Below are 23,757 nucleotides of genomic sequence, written 5' to 3'. Positions count from 1 at the left end.
CGGCGCGGTCGTCGCGCGGGCTCACTCCCGCCCGGCGCCGAGCAGCCGGTGTGCGCACAGCCCCACGTACAGCTCGGCGGCGTGCACCGGGTCGGAGAAGTCCCGGCCGGTCAGCTCCTGGATCCGGCGCAGCCGGTACAGCACGGTGTTGCGGTGATAGTGCAGCTCCGCTGCCGCGGCCGTCGTCGATCCGCGGGCGGCGAACCAGGCCTCGAGGGTCGTCAGGAGGCTGCGCTGCTCGTCGGCGGGCAGGGCCAGCACCGGCCCGAGAACCTGACGGACGGCGAGCTGACCGGCGTCCGGCTGCCGGATCACCAGCAGCGGCACCGGAACTGAGTCGTAGCGCGTCGGGTCGCCCGACCCGTCGGGCGCGCAGCGGCGGGCCTGCCTGGCCTGCTCCACGGCCGCGCCGATGCCGCCCGGTCGACCGAAGCCGCGGCTCACCCCGACGGGTCCGCCGCCGATCTCGCCCAGCGCGGCGAGGGCCGCGTCCAGTGCCGCCTCCGCCGGTGCCCACAGCAGGCCGATGCGGCCGTCGACCTCGGTGTCCCACACCGAGTCGATGCCGACCGTGCTCACCCTGGACCGCAGCGCGTCCGCCGACGGGCAGGACGACGAATCCCGAACGGACACAACCAGAAAGGCTCCTCGCTCGGGAATCCGGAACGCCCGCACCGCGTCCGCGACGCCCGCCGGGTTGAGGGCGTGGTTCGCGAACAGCGTCCGGATCAGCCGCCTGCTCGCCTCGGCGTCCTCCCTGGCACGCCTGTCGGCCGCCTCCCGGTAGGCGTCGGCCGCGGCGTCCGAATAGACATCCACCAGCGCCCAGACCTGCGCGGCCATGTCCAGCAGCCACTGGCTGGCGCGTCCGTCCGACCGCGCCGTCAGCTCCTCCCAGATCAACCGTCCGCCGAGCCGGAAGGCGTGCAGCAGCGCGGCCAGCGACACGCCCTGCTCGGCCTTCATCCGCCCGGCTGCGCGAGCTGACTCCAGCCGGACCGGCGCGGTGCCGTCGAGGTTCGCCAGCATCGAGGACAGGTTGTCCCAGCAGGCGAACCGCAGCTGCTCCGGCGTCAGCAGCGAGGCGTCGGCATAGTCCTGCTCGGCGGCCACGATGCGCGCGACCAGCTCGTCGGCGAGATCGTCCACCGAGGCGCGCATGTCGTGCAGCAGCTCGGCGGGCGTGGGTGGAGCGATTTCGGGGCTTACGGACATCGCCCCAGGGTAGCCGCCCCAGAGTGACCCACGCCATAGCGGTTTGTGCGGTCGCACAAATGGGTCGTCGACTTCGGCGCCGTCCGCCTATGGCGCGCGGCCCCCGATGGGACGAGGATCACAGTAGAAGATCCGACGAGTCCGGCCCCCGCCCGCCTCGAATCGAACGGAGTTGTCCGATGTCCGATCACGACCCCGCCAGCACCCACCCGGCCATCGACGAAGCACTCGCCGATCTCGTCGAGGGAGAGAAGGCCTGGGCGGGTATGCCCTTGAGCGAACGCCGACGACTACTCGAGCGGGTCGGCGAGCTCACGGTGCAGCATGCGGCCGAATGGGTGGCGGCGGCGGTCGAGACCAAGCGACTCGACCCCGATTCGCCCCTGGTCGGCGAGGAGTGGATATCCGGGCCGTACCCGATGGCCACGGCCACGACCGCGCTGTCCGCCAGCCTCGCGAAGCTCGAATCGGGCACCAGCCCGCTGGCCGGGGCCACCTTCGGCACCGCCCCCGGCGGCCGCACCACCGTGCGGGCGCTGCCGATGAACGTCTTCGACAGGCTGCTGCTGAGCGGGTTCAGCGTCGACGTCTGGCTGCAGCCGGGCATAAATCGTGCGACCGCACAGCGCGAGGCGGGCCTCGCCCAGCTCGATCCCACCCGGACACAGGGCGTCGGGGTGGTGCTGGGCGCCGGCAACATCACCTCCATCGCCCCGCTCGACACGCTGTACGAGCTGTTCGCACACAACCGCGTCGTCGCCCTCAAGCTCAACCCGATCATGGACCGGATGCTGCCTGTCTTCGAGAAGGTGCTCGAGCCGTTCATCGCGGCGGGCGTCGTCAGGTTGCTGACCGGCGGCGCGGACGTCGGCACGTACCTGACCCGGCACCGGCTGGTCGATCACGTCCACATGACCGGCAGCGCGCTCACCCACGACGCGATCGTCTTCGGCACCGGCGAGGACGGCGCGCGCCGCAAGGCGGCGGGCGAGCCGATCCTCGACAAGGGGATGACCAGCGAACTGGGTGGGGTGTCGCCTGCGATCGTGCTGCCCGGCAAATGGAGCCGCGCGGACATCGAGTTCCAGGCCGAGCACATCGCGACGCAGCGCCTGCACAACGGCGGCTATAACTGCATCGCGTCGCAGGTGGTCGTGCTGTCCTCGCGGTGGCCACAGCGCGACGAGTTCGTCGCGGCGTTGCGCGCCGCGGTCGACCGCGCCCCGACCCGCCCCGCCTACTACCCGGGCAGCGACGACCGCGTCGCCTCGGCCGCGCAGTCCTACCCGAAGGCCGAGCGGTTGGGCGAGCGCGGCGGCCGGGTGCTGGTGTCGGGCCTGCAGCCCGACGAGTTCGCCCCGCTGCTGCAGACCGAGTACTTCGGGCCGGTGCTGGGGGTGATCGAGCTGCCGCACGAGGGCGAGCAGTTCGCGACCCGCGCGGCCGAGGTGGTCAACGAGCAGTTCGTCGGCACGCTCGGGGTCAACATCATCGCCGAGCCCGGCACCATCGACGCTATGGGTGATCGCTTCGACACGCTGCTCGAGTCCCTGCGGTACGGGACCATCGCCGTGAACGCGTGGACCGGGTTCGGATTCCTCACCGCCGCGGCGCCCTGGGGCGCCTTCCCCGGCCACACGCTCAGCGACGTGCAGAGCGGGATCGGTATCGTCCACAACGCCCTGCTGATCGACCGACCGGAGCGCACCGTGGTGCGCGGCCCGTTCCGGCCTTCCCCGCGTTCGCTGCTGCACGGCGAGTGGTCGATCTCGCCGAAGCCGCCGTGGTTCCTCACCAACAAGACCGCGGCCGGGACCGGGCGTCTACTGACCGAGTTCGCGGGCAAGCCGTCGTGGACCCGGCTGCCCGCGATCTTCGCCTCGGCGCTGCGCGGCTGAGAGCGACGGTTCCTCACCGTGACGAGAACCGCCTCCCCCCAAAACCTTTCGATGTGGAGATAAACGCATGATCCAGGAAACGACGGTCGCCGACTATGTCATCGTCGGCGCGGGATCGTCCGGCGCCGCGCTGGCCGGCCGGCTCAGCAACGACCCGCGCACCGAGGTCGTCCTCCTCGAGGCCGGGCCACCGGACAAGGACAAGTACATCCACATTCCCGCGGCCTTCTCCAAGCTGTTCCGCAGCGAGGTCGACTGGGACTACCTGACCGAGCCCCAGCCCGGGCTCGGCGGCCGCAGCATCTACTGGCCGCGCGGGAAGACGCTCGGCGGTTCCTCGTCGATGAACGCCATGATGTGGGTGCGCGGCTTCGCCGCCGACTACGACGAGTGGGCCGAGCTCGCCGACGACTCGTGGTCCTTCGGCAAGGTGGTGGAGTACTTCCGCAGGATCGAGAACGTGGAGGGCGGCGCGAGCGCCGATGACGCAGGCACCACCGGCCCGCTGACGGTGAGCAACCAGCGCAGCCCACGCCCGCTGACCGGCGCCTACCTGGAGGCGGCGCGCGAGACGGGGTTCCCGGTCGAGCGCGCGAACACCGCTGCCCCCGAGGGCTTCTCGCAGACGATGGTCACCCAGAAGCGCGGCGCCCGATGGAGCACGGCCGACGCCTACCTCGCGCCCGCGCGCAAGCGCGCCAACCTGACGGTGCTCACCGAGGCCGCCGCGACCCGGGTGCTGTTCGAGGGATCCGCCGCCGTCGGGGTCGAGTACCTGCAGGGCGGCGTGCGCCGCACGGTCCGCGCCCGCAACGAGGTGGTGCTCGCGGGCGGCGCGATCAACACCCCGCAGCTGCTGATGCTGTCCGGCATCGGCGACGAGCAGCAGTTGCGCGAGCACGGCATCGCCGTGCGGCACCACCTGCCGGAGGTGGGCCGCAACCTGTCCGATCACCTGGTGTCGATGCTCGGCTACCGCGTCGAATCGGACACGCTCTTCGCCGCCGAGAAGCTGCCCGAGCTCGCCAACTACCTGGTCCGGCGCCGCGGGATGCTCACCTCGAATGTCGGCGAGGCGTACGGGTTCACCCGCAGCCGTGAGGAACTCGCGCTGCCCGACCTGGAGATGATCTTCGCGCCCGCCCCGTTCTTCGACGAAGGCCTCGTGCCCGGCACCGAGCACGCCGCGATCCTCGGCACGATCCTGCTCAAGCCGGAGAGCCGCGGGGAGATCACGCTGCGATCGGCGGACCACGCGGACAAGCCGATCATCGATCCGCGCTACCTCAGCGACGACGGTGGCGTCGACCGCCGCGCGATGCTCGAGGGCCTGCGGGTGTGCGAGGCGCTCGCCTCCGCCCCGGCGCTGAAGTCCCGTCTCGGCGAGATGATCCGGCCCGCCGTGACCGCCCCGACCCCCCTCGAGGACGTGCTGGCGACCGCGCTCGAGCGCAACTCGCACACCCTCTATCACCCCACCGGAACCTGCCGGATGGGCAAGGACGCGGACAGCGTCGTCGATCCCGAGCTGCGGGTGCGCGGGGTGAACCGGCTGCGCGTGGCGGACGCGTCGATCATGCCGACCATCATCCGCGGCCACACCCACGCGCCGTGCGTCGTGATCGGGGAGAAGGCGGCCGACCTGCTCCGACGGTCGAACTGAGCGGGCCGGCCGGGCCGCGGGTGACGGGTCGCGCGCCTACAACGACTTCGCGATGATCCCCTTCATCACCTCGTTGGCCCCGGCGTAGATCTTCTGGACGCGGGCGTCCTCGTACATCCGCGCGATCAGGTACTCGCGCATGTAGCCGTAGCCGCCGTAGAGCTGGACGCACCGGTCGATCACCGCGCACTGCTGCTCGGTGAGCCAGTACTTGACCATCGCCGCCTCGGACGGGTCCAGCTCGCCGCGCAGGTGCGCCTGGATGCAGTGGTCGAGGAACACCTCGCAGGTGCGCGCGATGGTCTGGCACTCGGCCAGCTCGAAGGCGGTATTCTGGAACTCGAAGAGGCTGTGCCCGAACGCCTGTCGCGACTTCGTGTACGCGACGGTGTCCTGCACGGCCCGGTTCATCGCGCCCGACGCCTGCGCGCCGATGATCAGCCGCTCCTGCACTAGCTGCGCGATCAGCTGGCCGAAGCCCTGCCCCTCGGCGTCGCCGAGCAGGTTCGACACCGGCACCCGGACGTCGGTGAACGAGAGCTCGGAGGTGTCGGCACCGTGCTGGCCCACCTTGTCCAGCACCCGCCCGACGGCGAACCCCGGACAGTCGCGCAGGTCGACGATCAGCAGGGACACGCCCTTGGCGCCCGCCTTCGGGTCGGTCTTGACGACGAGCACGATCACGTCGGCCGAGGCACCGTTGGTGATGAACGTCTTCGAGCCGTTGACGATGTAGTCGTCGCCGTCGCGGATCGCGGTGGTCTTGATGGCCTTGAGGTCCGAGCCGGCGCCGGGCTCGGTCATGCCGATGGCGGCGAGGATCTCGCCGGTCGCCATCCCCGGAAGCCAGGTCTTCTTCTGCTCCTCGGTGCCGTACTCGGCGATGTAGTGCGGAACGATGCCGCTGTGCACAGAGATCCCGAACGCGAGGTCGCCGGCGTAGCCCTGGGCCTCGAAGACGGCGAGGTCGTGCGCGAAGGTGCCGCCACCGCCGCCGTATTCCTCCGGGATGGAGCAGCACAGCAGGCCCAGCTCGCCTGCCTTGAGCCACACCTCGCGGTCGATGCGGTGCTGGGCGTCCCACTTCTCGTTGTGCGCGACCACCTCCCGCTCGAAGAATCCGGCCGCGAGCTCGGACAGCGCACGGACCTCGTCGTCGTGCCAGCTGGGGAGGTACTTCTTCACGACGTCGACCGCCTTCTGGGATACCGGGACGCCGGCCGCGTCTGTCGGCCGGTCGCTACTTGGTGCCCATGCTAACGATGTGCACCGGCGCGTCGCGGAACGCCCTGGTCTACCATCGAACGGATCAGATCCGGGGGGGGCTGAAGATGATCGAGCACACTCAATTCGGCACGGACGTGCTGTTTGTCCCAACGCGTCCGCGCGACGCATCCGGGCAGGTCCAACTCGAGCTTCGCACTTTGCCGGACGGCCGTCTGGCGCTGCCGGTCTACACGTCGATCCCGAGTCTCGTGCGCTGTTGCGGGCCGTTCCAGCATTGGAGCGCCATCGACGGCAGCGGATTCGACAGTGTGAAGGCTTCCACCGGATTCGACGTCGCGCTGGTCGATGCCGGCATCCCCAACGAACACCGACATCGACCACCGGAGCCTGTTCAGGTAGACGACGCGGCGCCGCCCGATTCGTGGCTCGAGTCGGGATCGGCGTGGGGCGAAGGGAATCTGCGATGAGTTCACCGATGGAGGTCGGTGACCTCTCCCCCGCGGCTCGCTCGCTGGCCTTGGGCGCGAACGGGCTCCAGGAGTTGGCCGCGCGGGCACCCCAGCTACCGAATGCGGGCGCATCCACGGCATTCGTCGGTGACGTGTTGGCGGCCTTGGCGGAAGCGATGTCGCAGGCCGCCGCGGTCGAAGCGAGCGCAGCCGACACCGTCCACGTCAACGCCTCGTCCTACACAGAGTCGGACACGAATGCCGGTCAGATTCTCGACAGGACCGGGCAAGCACTGCCCGGCCAGGGTGGAGATCGCTGATGCCGATCTATGTTGCCGTCGATGCGGATCCGCAATCGTGCACCGCCTGTGTCGACGCGCTGTACGCGATCGCGAACGGAACCGACGAGGAGGCACGGACCTTCCTCGATGCACGGTCGTCCTCCCAGTCGAACTGGCGCGGCGACGCGGGCGACGCCTTCCGGGACCGGATCACCGCGTTGGAGCGCGTGACCGCGGACCTCGCGGATCGGGCGCGCGACACCGCCAAGACGCTGCAGCAATTCGTCGATGCCATCACCACGGCCAAGGAACGCATGGTGCAGGCGGCCGCCATCGCCCTCGAGGCCGGGCTGTATGCCGGACCCAACCCATGTGACCCGCTGTGGATCGGCGATCCGAAACGCGTGGTCTCGGTGGGACCCGTCAGCCCCGCAGATGACGCCGTCTTCGCGAAACAGCAAGCCGCGTACGCCGAGTCCCTCGCGATGGCGGGCGAGGGACGAAGGCTCGAGATGCAGGCACACGCGGCACTGCGCGAAGCGATGCTGGAGAAGCGGTCGGCATTCACCACCTTCAAGGGCGAATTCCTGGACGAGGCCCCCTGGCTCGGGGCCGGACTCGCGACCGGCTACGTGCAGGCCATGGTCGCCAAGCAAGCGCCGTGGGACGACTTCGCCCGCACGATGACCGCACAGTCGGAACGATTTCGGACAATCGCCGCCGAACCGCTCCCGGATGCGGTGCGCCGATCCGCGATGAACGCCGCCGAACGGTTCGGACTCGGCGCCGACGACGCGGTGAGGGCGGCCTCGAACACCCCCTACAACCGGATGCTTCCCGGCGGAACGGGGCATCCCCTGTGGCAGAGGATCTCGGCGCCTGTCGTTTCCAGCGGCGGAACATCGATGCTGTCGAAGGTCGGATCGAAGGTACCGATTGCCGGTGTGGTGTTGACGGGGTGGCAGACGGCAGACGAGGTGATGGGCGCCGAGGATAGGGGCGACGCGGCGCTGGCCGTGGGTAAGAACGTCGCCGGCTTCGCCGCGGGAACTGTAGCCACAGAACTGATGATGGCGAGTGTGGCGGGTGGCCCCGCAACTGTCGCGGTCGTCGTAGGCGGTGTCTTCATCGGTTGGGGTGTCAGTGAGGCCATCGAATGGGCCGGAGGAGAGTGATGGGACGCCATGGCCCGTTCTCGGTGAACCCGCTGAAACACTCATCCCCGGTTCCCGATCCCTCAACGGGGCTTCCCCGGCCACCACGGGCGCCCCGCGAATGGAACGGGTACAACCCCACCCCTGTCGACCGCGAGCCGCGAAACCCACTGCCCGGCCCAGACGATCTTGGAAAGCGCCTCGAATGGAACCAACACTCGAGGCGGGACATCCGTGTTGCGGATCTGGGCATCATCGCCCTGTTCGCGGGTTTCGCGACCTGGCGTGCCGGTGGCCTGGTCTGGATGACGTGGTGGTGGTCTTGGCTCGTGCTCGGACTATGGCTTGCCCATGGTTGGTGGTTCTCCCGCCACGGCAACTGGCTGGCCGCCGGCGCGGTGTGGGTTCAACAGGACAAGAACTGGGTCAACATCTACGAGCTGACCAGAATCAGGTTCACGGTCAGCGGGCTGAACCGCGTCCTGAATCTGACCGATTCGTCGGGCCGAACCATTCACGGCCTCGTGATCCGCGACGTGCAATCCAATCAACCGATGTGGGACCTCGTCTACAACGGCATCCTCCACTCCGTCGCGTCGGGCAACTGCGACATCTCGGACAAGGCGCGTTCCGTCCTCAAGGTGCCCACCGATCTGGGCAGGCCACCGACCGAGGACCACCCGGGCTGACGACACCCGCCCCCGAAACCGCAGCACGTTCCGCTGCTTCGGTGACCTGATGGCGGCCCCGCCCGCGGGCTGGTGAGCAGGCCGAGCCCGGCGGCGACCCCTTTGCCCGAGTACGCCCGCTTCCAGTAGCGTCTGGACATGTGTCTAGCGAAGCTAAGTTCGAATCCACTCGCCGACGCCTGACCGAGCAGCAGGCCGAGACCGTCGACAAGCTGACCACAGCGGCCGTCGCGGTGCTCCGGGAGCAGGGATTCTCCGGCCTCACCGTGCGCATGGTGGCGACGGAGGCCGGCGTCGCGGCCGCCACCGCGTACACCTACTTCTCCTCGAAGAGCCACCTCGTCGCGGAGGTGTTCTGGCGGCGCCTGGCCGCCATCCCGCGGGAGGTACCCACCGACCTCGATCCCGTCGCCCGGGTCTGCCAGGTCCTGCGCGACGTCGCCTTGCTCGTCTCCGACGAGCCCGCCCTGGCCGCGGCCGCCACCACCGCGATCCTGGGCGACGACCCCGACGTCGAACACCTGCGGTTGCGCATCGGCAAGGACATCCGCGGCCGCCTCGTCGCGGCCCTCGGCCCCGGGCACGATCCGGACGTGCTCGAGGCCCTCGAGATCGCGTGGTCCGGGGCGCTCGTCCGCGCCGGCATGGGCTACGAGTCCTACACCCAGATCGCCGACCGACTCGAGACCACCGCCAAGCTGATCATGGCGGGTCAGCAGTAGCGTCGCCCGCTACCAGGCCTTCGCCCCGACCAGCGGCAGGTTCAGGAAGCTGGGGCGGTCCGGCGACAGCTGCACGTGCTGCGGCCGGTTCTGGCCGTCGGCCATCATCGGGCCGAGCGGCAGGTACCGGGGAACGCTGGCGGCGTAGACGTCCACCCGCAGCCGGTGCCCCGGCTTCAGCAGCGCGTCGGTGGGCACGAGGTTGATGTCGACGGGCGTCACCTGGCCAGGGATGACGGGCTGGCGCGCGGACACCGTCAGCTTGTGGTGCGGTTCGGTGTAGTCCCCGTTCGCCGAGCGCTGGCTCAGCGCCTCGTCCACCTCCCGCAGCGACGCGGTCAGCGCCCCGTTGGTGAGCGTGGTCGAGGTGCCGTCGGGCGCGACGTCGTTGAGGGTGACCGCCCAGAAGCCGTCGAGCGCGTCGAGAACGGTCTCCAGGTGCAGGTTCACCGGACCGGACAGCTCGGTCGGCTCCGCGACAGGGGCGCTGGTGAACGCGAGCCCCTCGGCCTCCTGGATCCGGGAGTCCTTGCTGCACACCGAGCCCAGGATCACGGTCATGCCCGCGGTGCCCTGCGCGCCGTCGCGGGAGCAGAACCCGCGCAGCCCCGGGGCGGCCGTGAGCCGCGCCGAGCTCTGCGGCGTGCCCGCGACGAGGCTGCCGTCGCGGGCCGCGTGGCCCGCGGTCCCGCTCGGCGCGTCCGACAGGTACATCCGCTGATACTCGACACCCGCGCGGGGGAACTGGTCGGTCGTCGTCCAGCCGTTGCCCTGCTGGTACAGCGTGACCGGGCCGTAGCGGTCGATGCCGTTGTCGATTCCCTTGAGCCACTTGTCGAACCAGGCCCGCTCGAGGACGTCGAGCCGCGGCGGCGCGCCCTCCTCACCGAATCCGCCGCCGAAGGTGACGTGGTAGTTGTCGCTCATGATCAGCTGCTTCTGACCGGCCGGGAGCGGGATCGCGTTGTAGACACGGGGCTCACTGTTGGCGAAGATGTCGTGCCAGGCTCCGTAGAGCATGGTGGGCACCGCGATGTTCTCCACGTTGGCCTTTCGCTCCTGGTAGAAGCTGCCGTCCTGCGCGACGCGCAGCGTGGTGGGATCGAGATCGTTCACGGTCGGGACGGTCATCACCTCGCCCAGTTCGGCGATCAGGGTGAGCGGATCGCGCAGCCGGTCCTGCAGCCACTGCTGGTCGAACCGCCCCTGCACGAGGGACTGCACGTCGGGGATGAGCTTGGTCCCGTTGACGAGGGCGAGCCAGATCGGCATGAAGCCGACGCCGAGTCCGCCTCCGGTGCCGACGATGTCGCGGATCAGGTCGTTGCCCGGTTCGGTCGGGAAGATCGCCTTCAGCGCGGGCGGCCGGTACCCCGCGGCCTGCAGGGAGTTGATCCCGGAATAGGACACGCCCGCCATGCCGACCTTGCCGTTCGACCACGGCTGCTTGCTCACCCAGTCGATGATCTCGACGGAATCCTGCTGCTCACGCGGGCCGAGCGTCTGCCACTCCCCCTGGGAGAATCCGGTGCCGCGGGTGTCGACGACCACCTGCGTGTAGCCGCTGCGGACGAGGTCCCGGTTCACGGCGAACACGCGCATCCCGCCGCCGGTGAGCACCTTCGCGGTCTCGCCGACGCCGTCCAGCGGGGTGCCGGCGAGGTCGTAGGAGTTGACCAGATCGACGAGCGTGTCCTCGAGCCCGGGTACGGCCATCATCGAGTCGACCACGTTGCTGATCAGCTTGGTGTAGGGCGTCACGTTGAGGATCGACGGCATCTTGGTGTCGATCGGCTTGCCCGAGGCGTCCGCGGGCCGATAGACGTTGCCCTTGAGCACGGTTCCGTCGCTCATCGTGATCGGCACGTCCCAGTCGATCGCGACGACCGGGTACTCCGGAGGGGCGTCGGCGGTGGCCAACCACTTCGCGCCGTCCGCTCCCCCGCTCGGGTCGGCGGACGCGGCGCCGCCCGGCGCGACCGCGAGGCCGATCGCCAGGGCTCCCGCCAGGGCCAGCGTTCCGGTCCGCGACAGCGACCCTCGTCGAGCCATCCGTGTGCGCATCGCTACTCGAACCCCCCATGGATTCTCCGGTGACGCTCGATCCCCGGGTGGTCGCCGTCACAAACTTACTGGATAGTAACCACCCATACACCCGCCGTCAATACTGAAGTTAACCTCGATTCGCCGCCACCAAGGCGCGTATCAGCGTTGCGCGAGAAGGCAATTCGCGCCGACCTACGCCCAGCCGGACCCCTGTCGCGCGGCCTGATGCCCGACCAGTCGCTCGACGAGCGCGATCAGCTGCGCGCGCTCCCCCACATCGAGCGGCGCGAGCAGGTCCTCCTGGGCCTCGACCGCGAGGGCTCCCAGTCGCCGCCGGTGCCGCTCCCCCTCGGCGGTGATCGTGACGACATTGCGGCGCCGGTCGAGCGGGTCCGGCTCGCGCACGAGGTGGCCGCCGCCCTCGAGTTCGCCGACCACGGCGGCGATATCGCTGCGATCGAGGCGGCAGTGGCGGCCGAGCGACGCCTGACTGAGCGGACCGTGCTCGGCGAGCGCGGACAGCACCGAGTAATGCCACCGGTGCGCCCCGGCCTCCGCCATCCGCTCGTTGAGCAGTCGCTGGGCGTGGATGCCCGCCTGCCCCATCAGCCAGGTCGGCGATCGACGCAGCGCGGTCGGCGGGCCGTCATCGGTGGACTCCATGCGCACCATCCTAATAACCGTTGGCGTCACCAACAAGTTCTGTTATCGTTGGCGACACCAACGATTAGCCCCAGGAGGTTCCGATGCCCGACACGACCATCAGCCCGTACCGGATCGACATCCCGCAGTCCGCACTCGACGACCTGCGCGACCGGCTGGCCCGCACCCGCTGGCCCGACGAGCTCGACGACGCCGGCTGGGACTACGGCATCCCGCTCGGCCGGATGGGGGAGCTGGCCGACTACTGGCGCGACGGATACGACTGGCGCGCACACGAGGCCGTTCTCAACCGCCACCCACAGTTCGTCACCGAGATCGACGGCGCCACCATGCATTTCCTGCACGTTCGCTCCCCCGAACCCGACGCGACGCCGCTGATCCTCACCCATGGCTGGCCGGGCTCGTTCATCGAATTCCTCGACGTAATCGGCCCGCTGTCCGACCCGCGCGCGCACGGCGGCGATCCCGCGGACGCCTTCCACCTGGTGATCCCGTCGATCCCCGGCTTCGGGCCGTCCGGCCCGACCCGCGACCGCGGCTGGGACACCGCCCGCGTCGCCCGCGCCTTCGCGGAGCTCATGGACCGGCTGGGCTACGAGCGGTACGGCGCGCAGGGCGGCGACTGGGGCTCGGGCGTGTCCCGGCTGCTCGCGGTCGTGGCGCCCGAGAACGTGATCGGCGTGCACGTCAACTACCTGCCGCACGGACCGGTCCCGACCGAGGGGCTCTCCGACGACGACGCCGCGCGGGTCGAGGTCATCCGGGACTTCCTCGCCAACACGCCCGGTTACATGCGGATGCAGGCCACCCGCCCGCAGACCATCGCCTACTCCCTCACCGACTCACCGACCGGGCAGCTGGCCTGGATCGCCGACAAGGTCCGGGAGTGGACCGACCCGGCGTACCCGCTGCCGGACGACACGTTGCTGACCAACGTGTCATTGCACTGGTTCTTCGGCACCGCCGGATCCTCGGCGCGGCTGACGTTCGAGTCGGGCGGCCCGCGCAGCGGCGGGCCGACGGGCGTCGCGCCCCTCGGGATGGCGGTGTTCGCGCACGACATCGTCCTGCCGGTCCGCAGCATCTCGGAGAAGGCGCACCCGACGCTCGTGCACTGGAGCGAGTTCGACGAGGGCGGGCACTTCGCGGCGCTGGAGGTCCCGGACCTGCTGGTGGGCGACGTGCGGGCGTTCTTCCGTGACCGTCGCGGGTAGCGGCGGCGTCAGGGCCTGCGGTGCAGGTACACCTCGGTGAGCAGGCTGAAGACGTCCCGGCCCTGCGCGTCCGCCAGCTGTCCGGTCGTGGTCACCAGCCCGCGGCCGCGCTCGTCCAGTTCGACCTCGTCGATCACCATCAGGCCGGTCAGCACATCGCCGGGGCGCACGGGACGCAGGAACCGGACGTCCCGCAGCCCGCGCGCACCGATCACGCTCCAGTGCCGATAGGCGCCGAGCACCGCGAGCCGTTGGTAGACGGCCAGGGTGTGCATGCCGCTGGCGATGAGTCCGCCGAAGTACCCCTGCGCGGCCGCCCCCGCGTCGAGATGGGAGTCCTGCGGATCCCAGACGGTCGAGAAGGCCACCATCTCGGCCTCGCCGACGGTGTGCGAGCCCAGATCGATGACGTCGCCGACCATCAGGTCCTCGGCGTACTTCACCTCGTCCATGGGTCCATCGTGCCAGGACACCGCCCCGAGCCGGGCAGATCGGCGCGGGCGCGCCGCGATCGGGGTTGTCGCGTCAGACGCGAACGCCGGACCGGGTGGCCTCCACGGCGTCGCCGATCCACGGCACCACGGCGGCGTGCACGTCGACCGGGCTCGGCAGCAGGCCGTTGGCGGCCAGCAGGTTTCCGGCACGCTGCTGCTCGTCGAGGAACGCCTCGCTGACCCGATGCAGGCCGAACGGGCGCCCGCGCAGCGCGCGCTCCCAGCGGTCGAGGTCGGCCCGATCGCCGCGGGCGAGGGCGTCGTCGACGAAGTACTGCGCGGCCTCGCGCGGGTTGGCCTCGATCCACGCGTCGGACTCCTGCAGCGCCGCGATGACGGCCTCGAGCGCCTCGCGGTTTTCCTCTGCGAAATCCCGGCGGGTGAACCACAGCGACGGGTGGCTGAACAGCGATTCGGTGTCCACGAGGGTGCGCAACCGATGGGACGTCTCCAGCGCCTCGAGGCCGGGGTAGGCCCCGACCCACGCGTCCAGGTCCCCGCGCAGCAGCGCGTCGGCGCCGTCGTTCACCCCGGTGTCGACCGGCTCGATGTCGGCCCAGGTGAGCCCGGCCCGCTCGAGCGCGAACAGCAGCAGCGTGGTCTGCCAGGATCCGTGTGCGATCCCCACCCGCTTGCCACTCAGGTCCGCCGCGGTCTCGATGCCGGACTCCGCGAGCGCCACCAGGCGGCCGTTCTCCACCCGGGGGCCGGAGATGCCGATGTAGACCACGTCGTGGCCCTTCGCGAGCGCCGTCAGCGGCGGGGTGAAGCCGGTGCCGATGACGTCGTAGCCGCCCTCGGTGAACAGCCAGTCCGAGTGCAGGCTCGGCAGCCCGGTCTTGGGATCCACCGCCTCGGCCTCCGGAAGGGCGCGCAGGTCAACCCATTCCACGTCGGGCAGCGTCCGCTCGAGGATGCCGCGGTGACGCAGGACGAACAGGGAGTTGTTGTGCGGGAAGTAGCCGACGCGAACGGTCATGAGAGTTCTCCTCGAAAAATGGGGGGTGGGTGAGGCGCTTCGCGCCCGTGAGTCCTTGTGGCCCCCAGGAGGACCAGAAGGACTCACGGGCGGCGGAGCCGCCTAGACGAGTCCGCGGCGGCGGGCCTCGTCGACCAGGCCGCTGCGGGACCACTGGGCGACGAGGTTGGTCTTGTCGAATTCGACCGTGCCGCCGACGGACTCGCCGATGGCCTGGTACTGGGCGCCCTCCTCGAGCAGCACCACGAACTTGGCCAGCTCGAGCAGGCCGTCGCGGCCGATCACGTTGACGCCGCCGTTGGCCTCGAAGATCGCGACCAGGTCGGGGTCGCGGACCAGCTCGCCGAGGATGAAGTCGCCCGCGCCGATGCTGCGGTCGATGTGCGGCGGGATGGACCGCGACAACGTCAGCCGCTGCGAGGCCGCGTACCGGATCGGCAGCGGCTGGTGAGTCTGCGCGAAGCCGCCCAGCCACGGGGTGTGCACGTGCACGATCGAGGTGATCTCCTGGTGCTCGCGGAATACCTTGGCGTAGCCGGTGACGAAGCCGGCGGAGCCGCGTCCGGAGAGCACCTCGCCGTCGAAGGTCGCGACGACGGGCTCGATGGTGCGGTCGTCGGCCCAGGGCCCCGGCTCGTTGAGGGCGACTGCGATCTCCTCGCCTGGCACCCGCTCGACGAAGTTGACGGTGCCGTTGGCGGAGACGGTGCCGGTCTCGCGGAAGACGCGGAACGCCTTCTCCGCGTCGCGGGTGGCGCTCTCGACGAACGCGGTGACGGTCTCGGAGACGCGGGATTCGGTGGTGGTCATGGTTTCTCTCCTGGTATTCGAATGTGGACTAGGGAACGAGGAGCCGTGAGTCCTTCTGGCCCGCAGGGGGACCAAAAGGACTCACGGGCGGCGGAGCCGCCTGGAGCAACGGGAGGACCTCCTCGCCGACGCGGTAGGCCTCCTCGAGGTGCGGGTTGCCCGCGAGGATGAACGCGTCGACGCCCAGCTCGCGCAGCTCGTCGAGCCGCTGCGCGACCTGCTCGTAGCTGCCGACCAGGCCGAAAGCGGGGCCGCCGCGGATCAGGCTGAACCCGGCCCAGACGTTCGGCTGCACCTCGAGATCGCGGTAGCCGGTGATGGTCTCGGGCACCCAGCCCTTGATCCTGGCCGCGCCGACCGAGTCGCCCTGGGCGGCGCGGTTGGCGGCGTCGCGGTCGACGAACGCCCAGCCCTTCTCCACCTCGGCCCAGGCGGCCTCCTCGGTGTGCCGGGCGACGACGTCGATCCGGACCGCGAACTTCGGTGTGCGGCCCAGCTTCTCGGCGTGGGTGCGGACGCCGTCGAACTTGGCCCGCAGGTCGCCGAACGGCTCGAGCCAGGACAGGTAGTAGTCGCTGTGCAGCCCGGCGGCGCCGACCGCGGCTGCCGACGAACCGGAGAAATAGACCTCCGGGAAGGGCTGGCCGGCGAGCCCGGGCGGCAGGGCGGCCCCCGCGGTCCGGAAGAACCGGCCGTCATGGTCGTAGGGCTCGCCGTCCCACACCCCGCGCAGGACGTCGAGGAACTCGCTGGTGCGCGCGTAGCGGTCGTCGTGGTTCACCTTGTCGCCCCACCACAGCTGCGCCGGTCCCCCGCCGCCGCTGATGATGTTATAGACCAGCCGGCCGCCGGTGGCCCGCTGCAGGCTCGCCGACATCCGCGCCGCCTGCACGGGATGCAGGAAGCCGGGCTGGAAGGCGACCATGAACCGGTAGGTGGTGGTCTCGCGGGCCAGCGCCGCCGCCACCGCCCACGGGTCCTCGGTGACCGGGAACGACGGCAGCAGCCCGCCGAGGAACCCCGCCGACTCCGACGCCCTGGCGACCGCAGCCATGTGGTCGATGTAGCCGTAGCCGTCGAGTTCGCCGCCGCGGATCGCGGGCGCGATGTTGCCGGGACCGTGCCCGTTCGCCTCCCCGCGGTTGTAGCGGCGCGGGGTGCGCAGCGACGCGTGGTCGCCCTCCATCCCGATGCGCCAGTAGAAGTCGATGCTCATGCGGTGGCCTCCTGACCAGCCAGGGTGCGTCCGGCCGGGTCGACCAGGTGCAGCAGGTGTTCGCCGGTGCGGTGCAGTTCCTCGATGTGCGGGTGTCCGTCCAGCACGATGCTGTCGACGCCGGCCTCGACGTACTCCGAGAGCCGCTGCGCCACCTGCTCGTAACTGCCGACCAGACCGATCGGTTGCTCGTAGCCGATCTCGGTGAAGCCGGCCCAGCGCCCGCCGCCGAGGTCGAGCGAACGCGCTCCGACGCCGTCGTCGTGGATCTCGTGCCACTGCCGCTCGGCCCGCGCCCAGGCCTCGTCCTCGGTCTCTCGGGCGATGATCGGCAGCTCAAGGCCGGCGCGCACCGTGCGGCCCTGTGCCAGCGACCGGCGCCGCAGGTCGGCCACCGATGCCGCGACCCCGTCGACGGTCTCCACGAACAGGTGCACGTCGCCGTGCCGCGCGGACAGCTCCAGCGCCTGCTCCGAGTCGCCGGACAGGTACACCGTCGGGAACGGCAGCCCGGACAGGATGCCGCGGAACCCGCCGTCGATGACGTCGAAGTAATCGCCGTCGAAGTCGAACCCGGTGCCGTTGAATCCGGCTCCGGCGACCGGGGTCTCGTTCCACACCCCGCGCGCGACGGTGAGGAACTCCGCCGCCCTGGTGTATCGGTCCACGCCGGTGACCCGGTCCCCGCGGGCGCGGGCGTCGGCCTCGTCGGTCTCCACCTGCAACCGCCAGGACAGCCGGCCCCCGGAGAGCCGCTGCAGCGTCGCGGACACCTTCGCCGCGTAGACGGGGGTGCCGAAGGAGGGGTGGAACTCGACGATCACCCGGGAGTGCCTGGTGTCGCGCAGCGCGCCACCGCCGACGATCCACGACTCCTCGCCGAGCGGGTCGTAGGGCGCGAGCACCCCGTCGAGCCCGGACAGTTCGGCCGCGAGCACCACCTGGGCGAGGTCGTCGAAGGGCCCGAAGTTACCGGGGCGCAGGTCCGTCGCCACGGTGGGCACCTGCGGTCCGCCGAACCCGCCACGGTTGCGCGAGCCCGGCGACGCGTGCCTGCCGTCCCCTCGCGAGGGCAGCCGCCACAGGAACTCGGTCATGACGGCACCTTTCCGGCGGCCAGCAGCTCGAGGGCCTGCTGCAGAGGCTCTCGGGCCACCCAGGATTCGAGGTCGAAGTCGGCGGCCAGGAACCCGTGGGTGTAGAGGAACTGCTTCTGGATCCCGATCAGCTCGACGCGCTCGTCGGAGAGCGAGGGGTGCAGGTCAAGGTGGAAGCCCTCCTTGTACGCGGCGACGACTCCCTCCGGGCCGGAAAGGGTTTCGCGGGCGAGCACCTCGCGGACGCGGTCCAGGTTGTCGGCCGCCCAGTCCGCGGCGCGCAGGCTCTGGGCGAGGAAGCCGACCACCAGCTCGGGCCGGGACTCGAGCAGGTCGGCGTGCACGGTGATGGGGCGCGGGGTGCCGTTGTTGACGCGCAGCCGCTTCGCCTCGGTGGCGTCGAGGTCCACCGCGACCCGCAGGCCGTGCTCGCTGGCCACCTCCTTGGCGCGGGCGCCCTTGACGTAGATGGCGTCCACCTCGCCACGCAGCAGCTCGTCGACACCCCAGGTCGTGGTGCGCCGTTGGTCCCGAACGGCGCTGCGCACCTGCGGGTTCCGCTCCACCTCCACCTCGACCGCGGTGACATCGGCGAGGGTGAGGCCGGCAAGGCGCAGCGCGTTCGCGAAGCCGTGCAGGGCCATCGCGCGCGGGAAGCTGCGCGCCTGGTCCTGCGCCCAGGCCGGGATGCCGATCCGCAGGCCGGCCAGGTCGGCGGCGCCCGCGACCGTGGAGTCCGGCCCGACGAGGATGGCCTGCGCTTCGTCGATCCAGGTCAGCCCGATCAGCCGGGTCGGCGAGCCCTGCGCGCGGGCCGCGATCGCGGGGACGTTGCCGCCCTCGCGGACCAGGCCGAGCAGCTGGTGGTCGAAGTGGCGGACGGCCAGCTCCGGGCCTGCGTCCTGCAGGACGCCGAGGCTGACGCCCGCCTGGGCCGCGGTCTCCCCCAGCCAGCCGAGGCTGTGCGCGAGGCCGCTCGCGGTTGGCACGGGGCAGCGGGTGTACCAGAGGGTGTCGAGGGTGGTGTCAACTGCTGCGGTCATCTCGGGCTCCTAAGTGGTTGTGGGGGAAGCGGTGCGGCCGACGCCGAGCTCGGCGAGGAAGGCGGCGCGGTAGCGGAGGGACTCGGGGTCGGTGCGGTCGCGGGGCCTGGCGAGGTCGATGTCGACGTCCACCGCGAACCGGCCCTCGTTGAGGATCAGCACCCGGTCGGCCAGCCGCACGGCCTCGTCGACGTCGTGCGTGACCAGCAGCACCGCGGGGCGGTGCCGGGCCACGAGATCGCCGACCAGGTCCTGCATCTGCAGCCGGGTGAGCGCGTCGAGCGCGGCGAACGGCTCGTCGAGCAGCAGCAGCTCCGGCTCGCGGACCAGGGCCCTGGCCAGCGCGACCCGCTGCGCCTCGCCGCCGGACAGGGTGGCCGGCCACTGCCGCGCCTTGGCCTCCAGGTTCACCTCGGCCAGCGAGCGGGCGGCGCGCTCCCGGTTCTGCGCGGTCCGGCGCTGCCCGACGGTGACGTTGGCCAGCACCCGCTTGGACGGGATCAGCCGCGGCTCCTGGTAGACGGTGGTGCGTTGGCCGGGTACCAGGATCTTTCCTGCGTCCGGCCTTTCGAGGCCGGTGAGCAGCCGCAGCAGCGTCGTCTTGCCGGTGCCGCTCGGGCCGAGCAACACCACGAACTCGCCGCGGTGGATCTCCAGGTCAACACCGTCGAGGACGGTCTTGTCCCCGAACGCCTTGCTGACCCCGCGCAGCGACACGGCGACGGGCTCGCCCGCCCGCCGGTCGCGGGCCGCCGTCGCGGTGCGTTCCCGGACCGCCAGCGGCGGCAACGCGGTATCCTGGGCGCTCATCGGACCGCCACCTGTCCCCGCCAGGGCATCGCGAACTTCTCGATCACCCGGACGATGCCGTCGAAGATCAGGCCGAGCACCGCGTAGAGCACCACGCACAGCACCATGTAGTCGGTGCGGTTGTACTCCTGCGCCAGCGTCACCAGGTAGCCGATGCCCTCCCTGGTGCCGACCTGTTCGGCGGCGATGAGTCCGGTGATGCTGATGGACAGGCAGATTCGCAGCGCCATCAGCACCCCGGGCAGCGCGGCCGGCAGGATCGCGCCGAACACGAGCCGCCATCCCCGCAGGCCGAAGCTCTGGGCGGCCTCGACCATCTTGCGATCCACGTTGCGGACACCGAGGTAGGTGTAGGCGTACATCGGGCCGACGGTGGCCACCGCGATCAGCAGCACCTTGAAGGTCTCGTCGATGCCGAACCAGGCGATGAACAGCGGCACCAATGCCAGGAACGGGATGGCCCGGTTGATCTGCATCGTGGAGTCGATGAGTTCCTCGCCCAGGCTGGACAGTCCGGCGAGCACCCCGAGCGCCAGGCCGATCACGACGCCGAAGAACACGCCGACCGCGGCCCGTTTGAAGGACGCGATGGAGAAGTCGACCAGCTGCCCGGTCTGGTAGAGCTCGGTGAAGGCGCTCCACACCGCGGGCGGTCCGGCGAGGATCTCCTCGGGGATCGCTCCGGTGGCCGAGCCGATCCACCAGGCCGCGACGATCAGTGCGGGCACAAGGAAGCGCAGCGGGATCGACACCCAGGCGGGCCGGGTGCGGCCGGCGCGGTACCGCGGCTCCTCGAGTTCCAGTGTGGTTTGCCCGCCGCCGCGATCCTCCCGCGTCCTCGGCGGGGTCAGCAGCGCCATGTCAGTTCCCGGACTTCGTCGGGGCCGACTGGACCTGGGCGGTCGCGTCCACCTTGGACTGCAGCGGATAGAAGACGTCCTTGGCGGTGAGCGCGCGGATGGTCACACCGTTCTGGAAGAACAGGTCGGCGACCTCCTGCAGGTCCGCCTCGTCGGCCGCGGTCGGGTAGTGCGGGACCGCGGCCCTGCGGCCGAGATCGAGCGCCCGCTCGAGCCGCTCGCCGGACAGCGCTCGCGGGCCCGCCTTCTCGAAGACGTTCTGGTAGTCCTCCGGGTTGCTGCGCTGCCGCTCGGTCAGCGCCTGCAGGGTCTCGAGGTACTTGGCCGCGACGTCGGGGCGCTCCTCGAGCACCGCGGTGCGGAACGCGACGATCGTGTTGTCCTTGGAATCGATGCTGGCCTCGGTGGCGATCTCCACCACGCCGTCGCGGGCCTTGGCCTCCTGGTAGGGGTCGTTGAACGAGGCCCACGCGTCCACCTGGCCGGTGGAGAAGGCCGACGCGGCGTCGGAGGGCTGCAACGGCACCCGCTCGACCTGGTCGAACGGGATGTTGGCCCGGCGCAACGCCTTCAGGGTGATGTACTCGCCCTTACCCGCGGGGTTCACCGCGATGCGCTTGCCGACGAGGTCCTTGACCTCCTTCACCCCCGAGCCAGGGGACGCGATGATGCCGCTCTGGTCCTGGTCGACCGGGTCCGCGACGGCGATGATCCGCACCGCGACGTCCTTGGACAGCGCGCCGACCACCGGGCTGTACGCACCGCCGGAGACGTCGAGCTGACCGGCGTTGAACAGCTTGAGGTTCGCGCTGAACGCGGGCGGCGCCTTCACCCACTCGACCTTCGCGCCGAGCGGGGCCAGCGCCTCGTCGAACGTGCCGTCGCGCTTGCCGACCGCGAGCGGTCCGGCGTTGCCGGGGTCGGTCACCTTGAGCACGAACGTCGGCTCGGCGGAGCCGGCGGCGTCCGCGGGGGCCTCGGAGTCCGACCCGCAGGCGGCAACCAGGGCGACGACGGGGAGAAGCGCGAGCGCGAGGCGCGCTCGGGGAAGTCGGCGGTTGCGGGACATCGGGGGCTCCTGTTCGAGAGGCTGGTCGATCTACGCCCCGAAAACTAGGCCAGCTAAACCCCACCGGATAGGTATAGTTTTCCGTTGATTGGAAATGTTGACAGATGCGGGGTCCGGCAGGTTGCGCTCGGACCACCAGCACTGCTGCCGAATACTTGCCGCCGGATACCGACGCCACCCGGACCCATCGGGGCAGCTTTCCTAATAATGGAAAGCTCTCGGCCCCGCCGCACGTGTTAGCGTCGCGACGTGGAGACCCCCTCAGACCTCAACCCCACGGCGACCGGCTCCGTGCAGACCGTCGCCCGCGCCCTGTCGGTGCTCGGCTGCTTCCGCGGCGGCGACGAGCTCGGGGTGTCCGAGGTGGCCCGCCTCCAGGGGCTCGCGGTCAGCACCACGCACCGACTGCTCGCCGCCCTCGTCGACGCGGGCTTCCTCGACAAGGACGCGGAGTCGAGCCGGTACCGTCTCGGCGGCGCGCTCGCGGAGTACGGCCAGATCGCCTACCGGCAGCACCGCATCTACCTCGCCGAGCCGCACCTCGAGCAGCTCGCCACCACCACCGGCGCGAGCGCCTCGATCGCGACGCGATACGGCAACGACGCCGTGCTGCTCGGCACCAGCCGGTGGCGGGAGGCCGACGGCCACCAGCTGCAGGGGGTCCGGCTGCCGCTGCACGCCAGCGCGCTCGGCAAGGCCCTGCTGGCGTGGTCCCAGGTCACCGACGACGAGCTGGGCCGGCTGCCCTACGAAACGGGTACGGCGCGTTCGGTTCCCGGGCCACAGGAGCTGGGCAAGGAGCTGGCCCTGACCCGCGAGCGGGGTTACGCCTTCAACGACGAGGAGCTGGCCGCCGGGTACCGGACGATCGGCGTCCCGATCGTCGGGGACGACGGTCTCGCCCGGTTCGCGCTGGGACTGCGCGGGCCGACCGAGCTGATGATCGCCGAACGGGTGCCCTTCTTCGTCGAACTGGCCAGGGTCACCGCCCGCGAGATCGCCGCCGTCATGCAGTGACGCTGCGGCGAATTCAGCAGAGGGCGTTACTGAGCAGGGCGAGGGTGTCGACCTCCTGCGGCGGCGCCTGGGTGACGGTGATCGCCGCGGCCCGGCCGTCCTCGGTGGCACCGGAGAGCGTGTGGAATCCCGGGATGTCGCCGGAGTGCCCCCAGAAGATCTTGCCGCAGGACAGTTTCGCCGACATCAACCCGAGCCCGTAGGACATGCCGGGCTGATCCATCGGCACGATGTCGGTCATCGCGGCCCAGGACGCCTCCGAGGTGAGCCGGCCCTCGACCAGCGCGCGCAGGAACGTGGTCAGGTCCGGCCCGCTCGAGACCATCGCGCCCGCGGCCCACGGGCCGGACGGCTCGGTCGCCGTCATCTCGACGATGGTGCCCCCGTCCGACTCGTAGCCGGACGGGTGCCGTCCGCGGATCTGCTTCTCCCCCGTCCCTGGCAGGTAGGTGTCGGTCAGCCCCAGCGGCCCGGTGATCCGGCTCGCGAGCTCGTCCTCGACCGTGTTCCCGGTGACCTTCTCGACCAGCATCCCGTTCACCAGGTAGTTGGTGTTTGTGTATTTCATCCGCTCACCGGGGCGGAACTGTGCGGGGTGCGCCATCGCCATGGCGAGCAGGTCCTGGCGGGTGAACCGTTCGCCGCTGCCGAGATAGGTCTGCGTGATGCGCGGGTCATCGGAGTACTCGGGCAGGCCGCTGGTGTGCTGCAGTAGCTGCCGGACCGTGATCGCCCCCGGGTCGACACCCTCCGCGACCAGTGCGCCGGGCAGATAGCGATCGATGGGGGCATCGAGCTCGACCTTCCCCTCGTCGACCAGCTGCATCACGATGGCCGCCACGAATGTCTTGGTGACACTGCCGATCCGGACCTGCGCGCCGGCCGGGATCTGCTCGGCGGTCACCCGGTCGCCCACCCCGCTGCGCAGCTCCACCGTCTCGCCTGGAACGGACAGGGTCGCGACCGCGCCGCCCACGGTCGAGCGGACCAGTTCGTCCAGGTCGGCCTGCACGGCCGCACGATTGGGAAAGCTGTTGACCACCACGGGATCCGAGGTGTCCGAACATCCGGCGAGCAGGAGGACCGAGATACCGACCGCGACCGCAGCAGATTTCATGCCCCGACCCTATGGCGCGAGAAC

Annotated in this window: 23 protein-coding genes; 9 read left to right on the top strand and 14 right to left on the bottom strand. The window is 70.5% G+C overall.

Translation table 11 applies throughout. From position 1 onward, the window contains the following. Positions 1 to 21: 21 nt before the first annotated feature. On the bottom strand, positions 22 to 1,215 hold the full coding sequence (locus tag BR31_RS0118860) for a PucR family transcriptional regulator (RefSeq protein WP_027502342.1): 1,194 nt from the start codon (positions 1,213 to 1,215) through the stop codon (positions 22 to 24). A 179-nt stretch (positions 1,216 to 1,394) separates the two neighbouring features. Between BR31_RS0118860 and BR31_RS0118855 the strand changes: the two genes are divergently transcribed. Both BR31_RS0118855 and BR31_RS0118850 read left to right on the top strand, forming a co-directional pair. Continuing rightward, positions 1,395 to 3,113: an aldehyde dehydrogenase family protein gene (locus BR31_RS0118855; RefSeq protein ID WP_037177222.1), complete on the top strand. Its 1,719-nt coding sequence runs from the start codon at positions 1,395 to 1,397 to the stop codon at positions 3,111 to 3,113. A 67-nt stretch (positions 3,114 to 3,180) separates the two neighbouring features. Next, entirely contained in the window at positions 3,181 to 4,776 is a 1,596-nt protein-coding gene (locus tag BR31_RS0118850) for a GMC family oxidoreductase (protein WP_027502340.1), read from the top strand. A 36-nt stretch (positions 4,777 to 4,812) separates the two neighbouring features. On the opposite strand, the gene BR31_RS0118845 is transcribed toward BR31_RS0118850, so the two are convergent. Continuing rightward, positions 4,813 to 5,961 (bottom strand): acyl-CoA dehydrogenase family protein, encoded by a 1,149-nt coding sequence (locus BR31_RS0118845; protein ID WP_027502339.1) that lies wholly within the window; start codon positions 5,959 to 5,961, stop codon positions 4,813 to 4,815. A gap of 146 nt (positions 5,962 to 6,107) precedes the next feature. Between BR31_RS0118845 and BR31_RS29235 the strand changes: the two genes are divergently transcribed. The 5 genes from BR31_RS29235 to BR31_RS0118815 all read left to right on the top strand — a co-directional run bounded on the left by BR31_RS29235 (position 6,108) and on the right by BR31_RS0118815 (position 9,298). Then, positions 6,108 to 6,470, top strand: a complete 363-nt coding sequence (locus tag BR31_RS29235) for an SAV_915 family protein (protein WP_051637567.1) — start codon at positions 6,108 to 6,110, stop codon at positions 6,468 to 6,470. Further along, positions 6,467 to 6,772: a hypothetical protein gene (locus BR31_RS0118835; RefSeq protein WP_027502338.1), complete on the top strand. Its 306-nt coding sequence runs from the start codon at positions 6,467 to 6,469 to the stop codon at positions 6,770 to 6,772. The genes BR31_RS29235 and BR31_RS0118835 overlap by 4 nt, the downstream gene beginning before the upstream one ends. Then, positions 6,772 to 7,908 (top strand): hypothetical protein, encoded by a 1,137-nt coding sequence (locus BR31_RS30685; protein ID WP_051637560.1) that lies wholly within the window; start codon positions 6,772 to 6,774, stop codon positions 7,906 to 7,908. Before BR31_RS0118835 ends, BR31_RS30685 begins: the two co-directional genes overlap by 1 nt. After that, positions 7,908 to 8,576 carry a hypothetical protein gene (locus BR31_RS29220; RefSeq protein WP_197023654.1) on the top strand — a complete coding sequence of 223 codons (669 nt, stop codon included), beginning with the start codon at positions 7,908 to 7,910 and terminating at the stop codon, positions 8,574 to 8,576. Before BR31_RS30685 ends, BR31_RS29220 begins: the two co-directional genes overlap by 1 nt. 140 nt (positions 8,577 to 8,716) lie before the next feature. After that, positions 8,717 to 9,298, top strand: a complete 582-nt coding sequence (locus BR31_RS0118815) for a TetR/AcrR family transcriptional regulator (protein WP_027502337.1) — start codon at positions 8,717 to 8,719, stop codon at positions 9,296 to 9,298. A gap of 9 nt (positions 9,299 to 9,307) precedes the next feature. Here the strand turns inward: BR31_RS0118815 and BR31_RS0118810 are convergent, their stop codons facing one another. After that, a complete protein-coding gene (locus BR31_RS0118810) occupies positions 9,308 to 11,350 on the bottom strand; it encodes a CocE/NonD family hydrolase (protein WP_027502336.1) in 2,043 nt (680 codons plus the stop codon). A 186-nt stretch (positions 11,351 to 11,536) separates the two neighbouring features. Beyond that, positions 11,537 to 12,007: a MarR family winged helix-turn-helix transcriptional regulator gene (locus tag BR31_RS0118805; RefSeq protein ID WP_027502335.1), complete on the bottom strand. Its 471-nt coding sequence runs from the start codon at positions 12,005 to 12,007 to the stop codon at positions 11,537 to 11,539. 83 nt (positions 12,008 to 12,090) lie between these two features. Between BR31_RS0118805 and BR31_RS0118800 the strand changes: the two genes are divergently transcribed. Further along, positions 12,091 to 13,221 (top strand): epoxide hydrolase family protein, encoded by a 1,131-nt coding sequence (locus tag BR31_RS0118800; protein ID WP_027502334.1) that lies wholly within the window; start codon positions 12,091 to 12,093, stop codon positions 13,219 to 13,221. 8 nt (positions 13,222 to 13,229) lie between these two features. On the opposite strand, the gene BR31_RS0118795 is transcribed toward BR31_RS0118800, so the two are convergent. From BR31_RS0118795 to BR31_RS0118755, 9 genes are all read right to left on the bottom strand, one after another. Next, on the bottom strand, positions 13,230 to 13,673 hold the full coding sequence (locus BR31_RS0118795) for a MaoC/PaaZ C-terminal domain-containing protein (RefSeq protein WP_027502333.1): 444 nt from the start codon (positions 13,671 to 13,673) through the stop codon (positions 13,230 to 13,232). A gap of 73 nt (positions 13,674 to 13,746) precedes the next feature. Continuing rightward, entirely contained in the window at positions 13,747 to 14,694 is a 948-nt protein-coding gene (locus BR31_RS0118790) for an ABC transporter substrate-binding protein (protein ID WP_027502332.1), read from the bottom strand. Between the two features lie 102 nt (positions 14,695 to 14,796). Then, positions 14,797 to 15,504: a class II aldolase/adducin family protein gene (locus tag BR31_RS0118785; RefSeq protein WP_027502331.1), complete on the bottom strand. Its 708-nt coding sequence runs from the start codon at positions 15,502 to 15,504 to the stop codon at positions 14,797 to 14,799. A gap of 28 nt (positions 15,505 to 15,532) precedes the next feature. Then, a complete protein-coding gene (locus tag BR31_RS29215; protein ID WP_051637559.1) occupies positions 15,533 to 16,720 on the bottom strand; it encodes an LLM class flavin-dependent oxidoreductase in 1,188 nt (395 codons plus the stop codon). Further along, positions 16,717 to 17,817 carry an LLM class flavin-dependent oxidoreductase gene (locus BR31_RS0118775; RefSeq protein WP_027502330.1) on the bottom strand — a complete coding sequence of 367 codons (1,101 nt, stop codon included), beginning with the start codon at positions 17,815 to 17,817 and terminating at the stop codon, positions 16,717 to 16,719. Before BR31_RS0118775 ends, BR31_RS29215 begins: the two co-directional genes overlap by 4 nt. Next, positions 17,814 to 18,860: an ABC transporter substrate-binding protein gene (locus BR31_RS0118770; protein ID WP_027502329.1), complete on the bottom strand. Its 1,047-nt coding sequence runs from the start codon at positions 18,858 to 18,860 to the stop codon at positions 17,814 to 17,816. The genes BR31_RS0118775 and BR31_RS0118770 overlap by 4 nt, the downstream gene beginning before the upstream one ends. Positions 18,861 to 18,869: 9 nt before the next feature. Continuing rightward, positions 18,870 to 19,670, bottom strand: a complete 801-nt coding sequence (locus tag BR31_RS0118765; RefSeq protein ID WP_027502328.1) for an ABC transporter ATP-binding protein — start codon at positions 19,668 to 19,670, stop codon at positions 18,870 to 18,872. Beyond that, on the bottom strand, positions 19,667 to 20,530 hold the full coding sequence (locus BR31_RS0118760; RefSeq protein ID WP_027502327.1) for an ABC transporter permease: 864 nt from the start codon (positions 20,528 to 20,530) through the stop codon (positions 19,667 to 19,669). Before BR31_RS0118760 ends, BR31_RS0118765 begins: the two co-directional genes overlap by 4 nt. A gap of 1 nt (position 20,531) precedes the next feature. Continuing rightward, complete coding sequence (locus tag BR31_RS0118755; RefSeq protein ID WP_027502326.1) at positions 20,532 to 21,599, bottom strand: NrtA/SsuA/CpmA family ABC transporter substrate-binding protein; 1,068 nt, start codon at positions 21,597 to 21,599, stop codon at positions 20,532 to 20,534. 249 nt (positions 21,600 to 21,848) lie between these two features. On the opposite strand from BR31_RS0118755, the gene BR31_RS0118750 reads away from it, so the two are divergent. Then, positions 21,849 to 22,616 (top strand): IclR family transcriptional regulator, encoded by a 768-nt coding sequence (locus tag BR31_RS0118750; protein ID WP_231496577.1) that lies wholly within the window; start codon positions 21,849 to 21,851, stop codon positions 22,614 to 22,616. A 13-nt stretch (positions 22,617 to 22,629) separates the two neighbouring features. Here the strand turns inward: BR31_RS0118750 and BR31_RS0118745 are convergent, their stop codons facing one another. Then, positions 22,630 to 23,733 (bottom strand): serine hydrolase domain-containing protein, encoded by a 1,104-nt coding sequence (locus tag BR31_RS0118745; RefSeq protein ID WP_027502324.1) that lies wholly within the window; start codon positions 23,731 to 23,733, stop codon positions 22,630 to 22,632. Positions 23,734 to 23,757 lie beyond the last annotated feature (24 nt).

This window comes from Rhodococcus sp. UNC363MFTsu5.1, assembly GCF_000686785.1.
GTDB lineage: Bacteria > Actinomycetota > Actinomycetes > Mycobacteriales > Mycobacteriaceae > Rhodococcus_G > Rhodococcus_G maanshanensis.
This window is presented reverse-complemented; position numbering and strand designations above follow the sequence as displayed.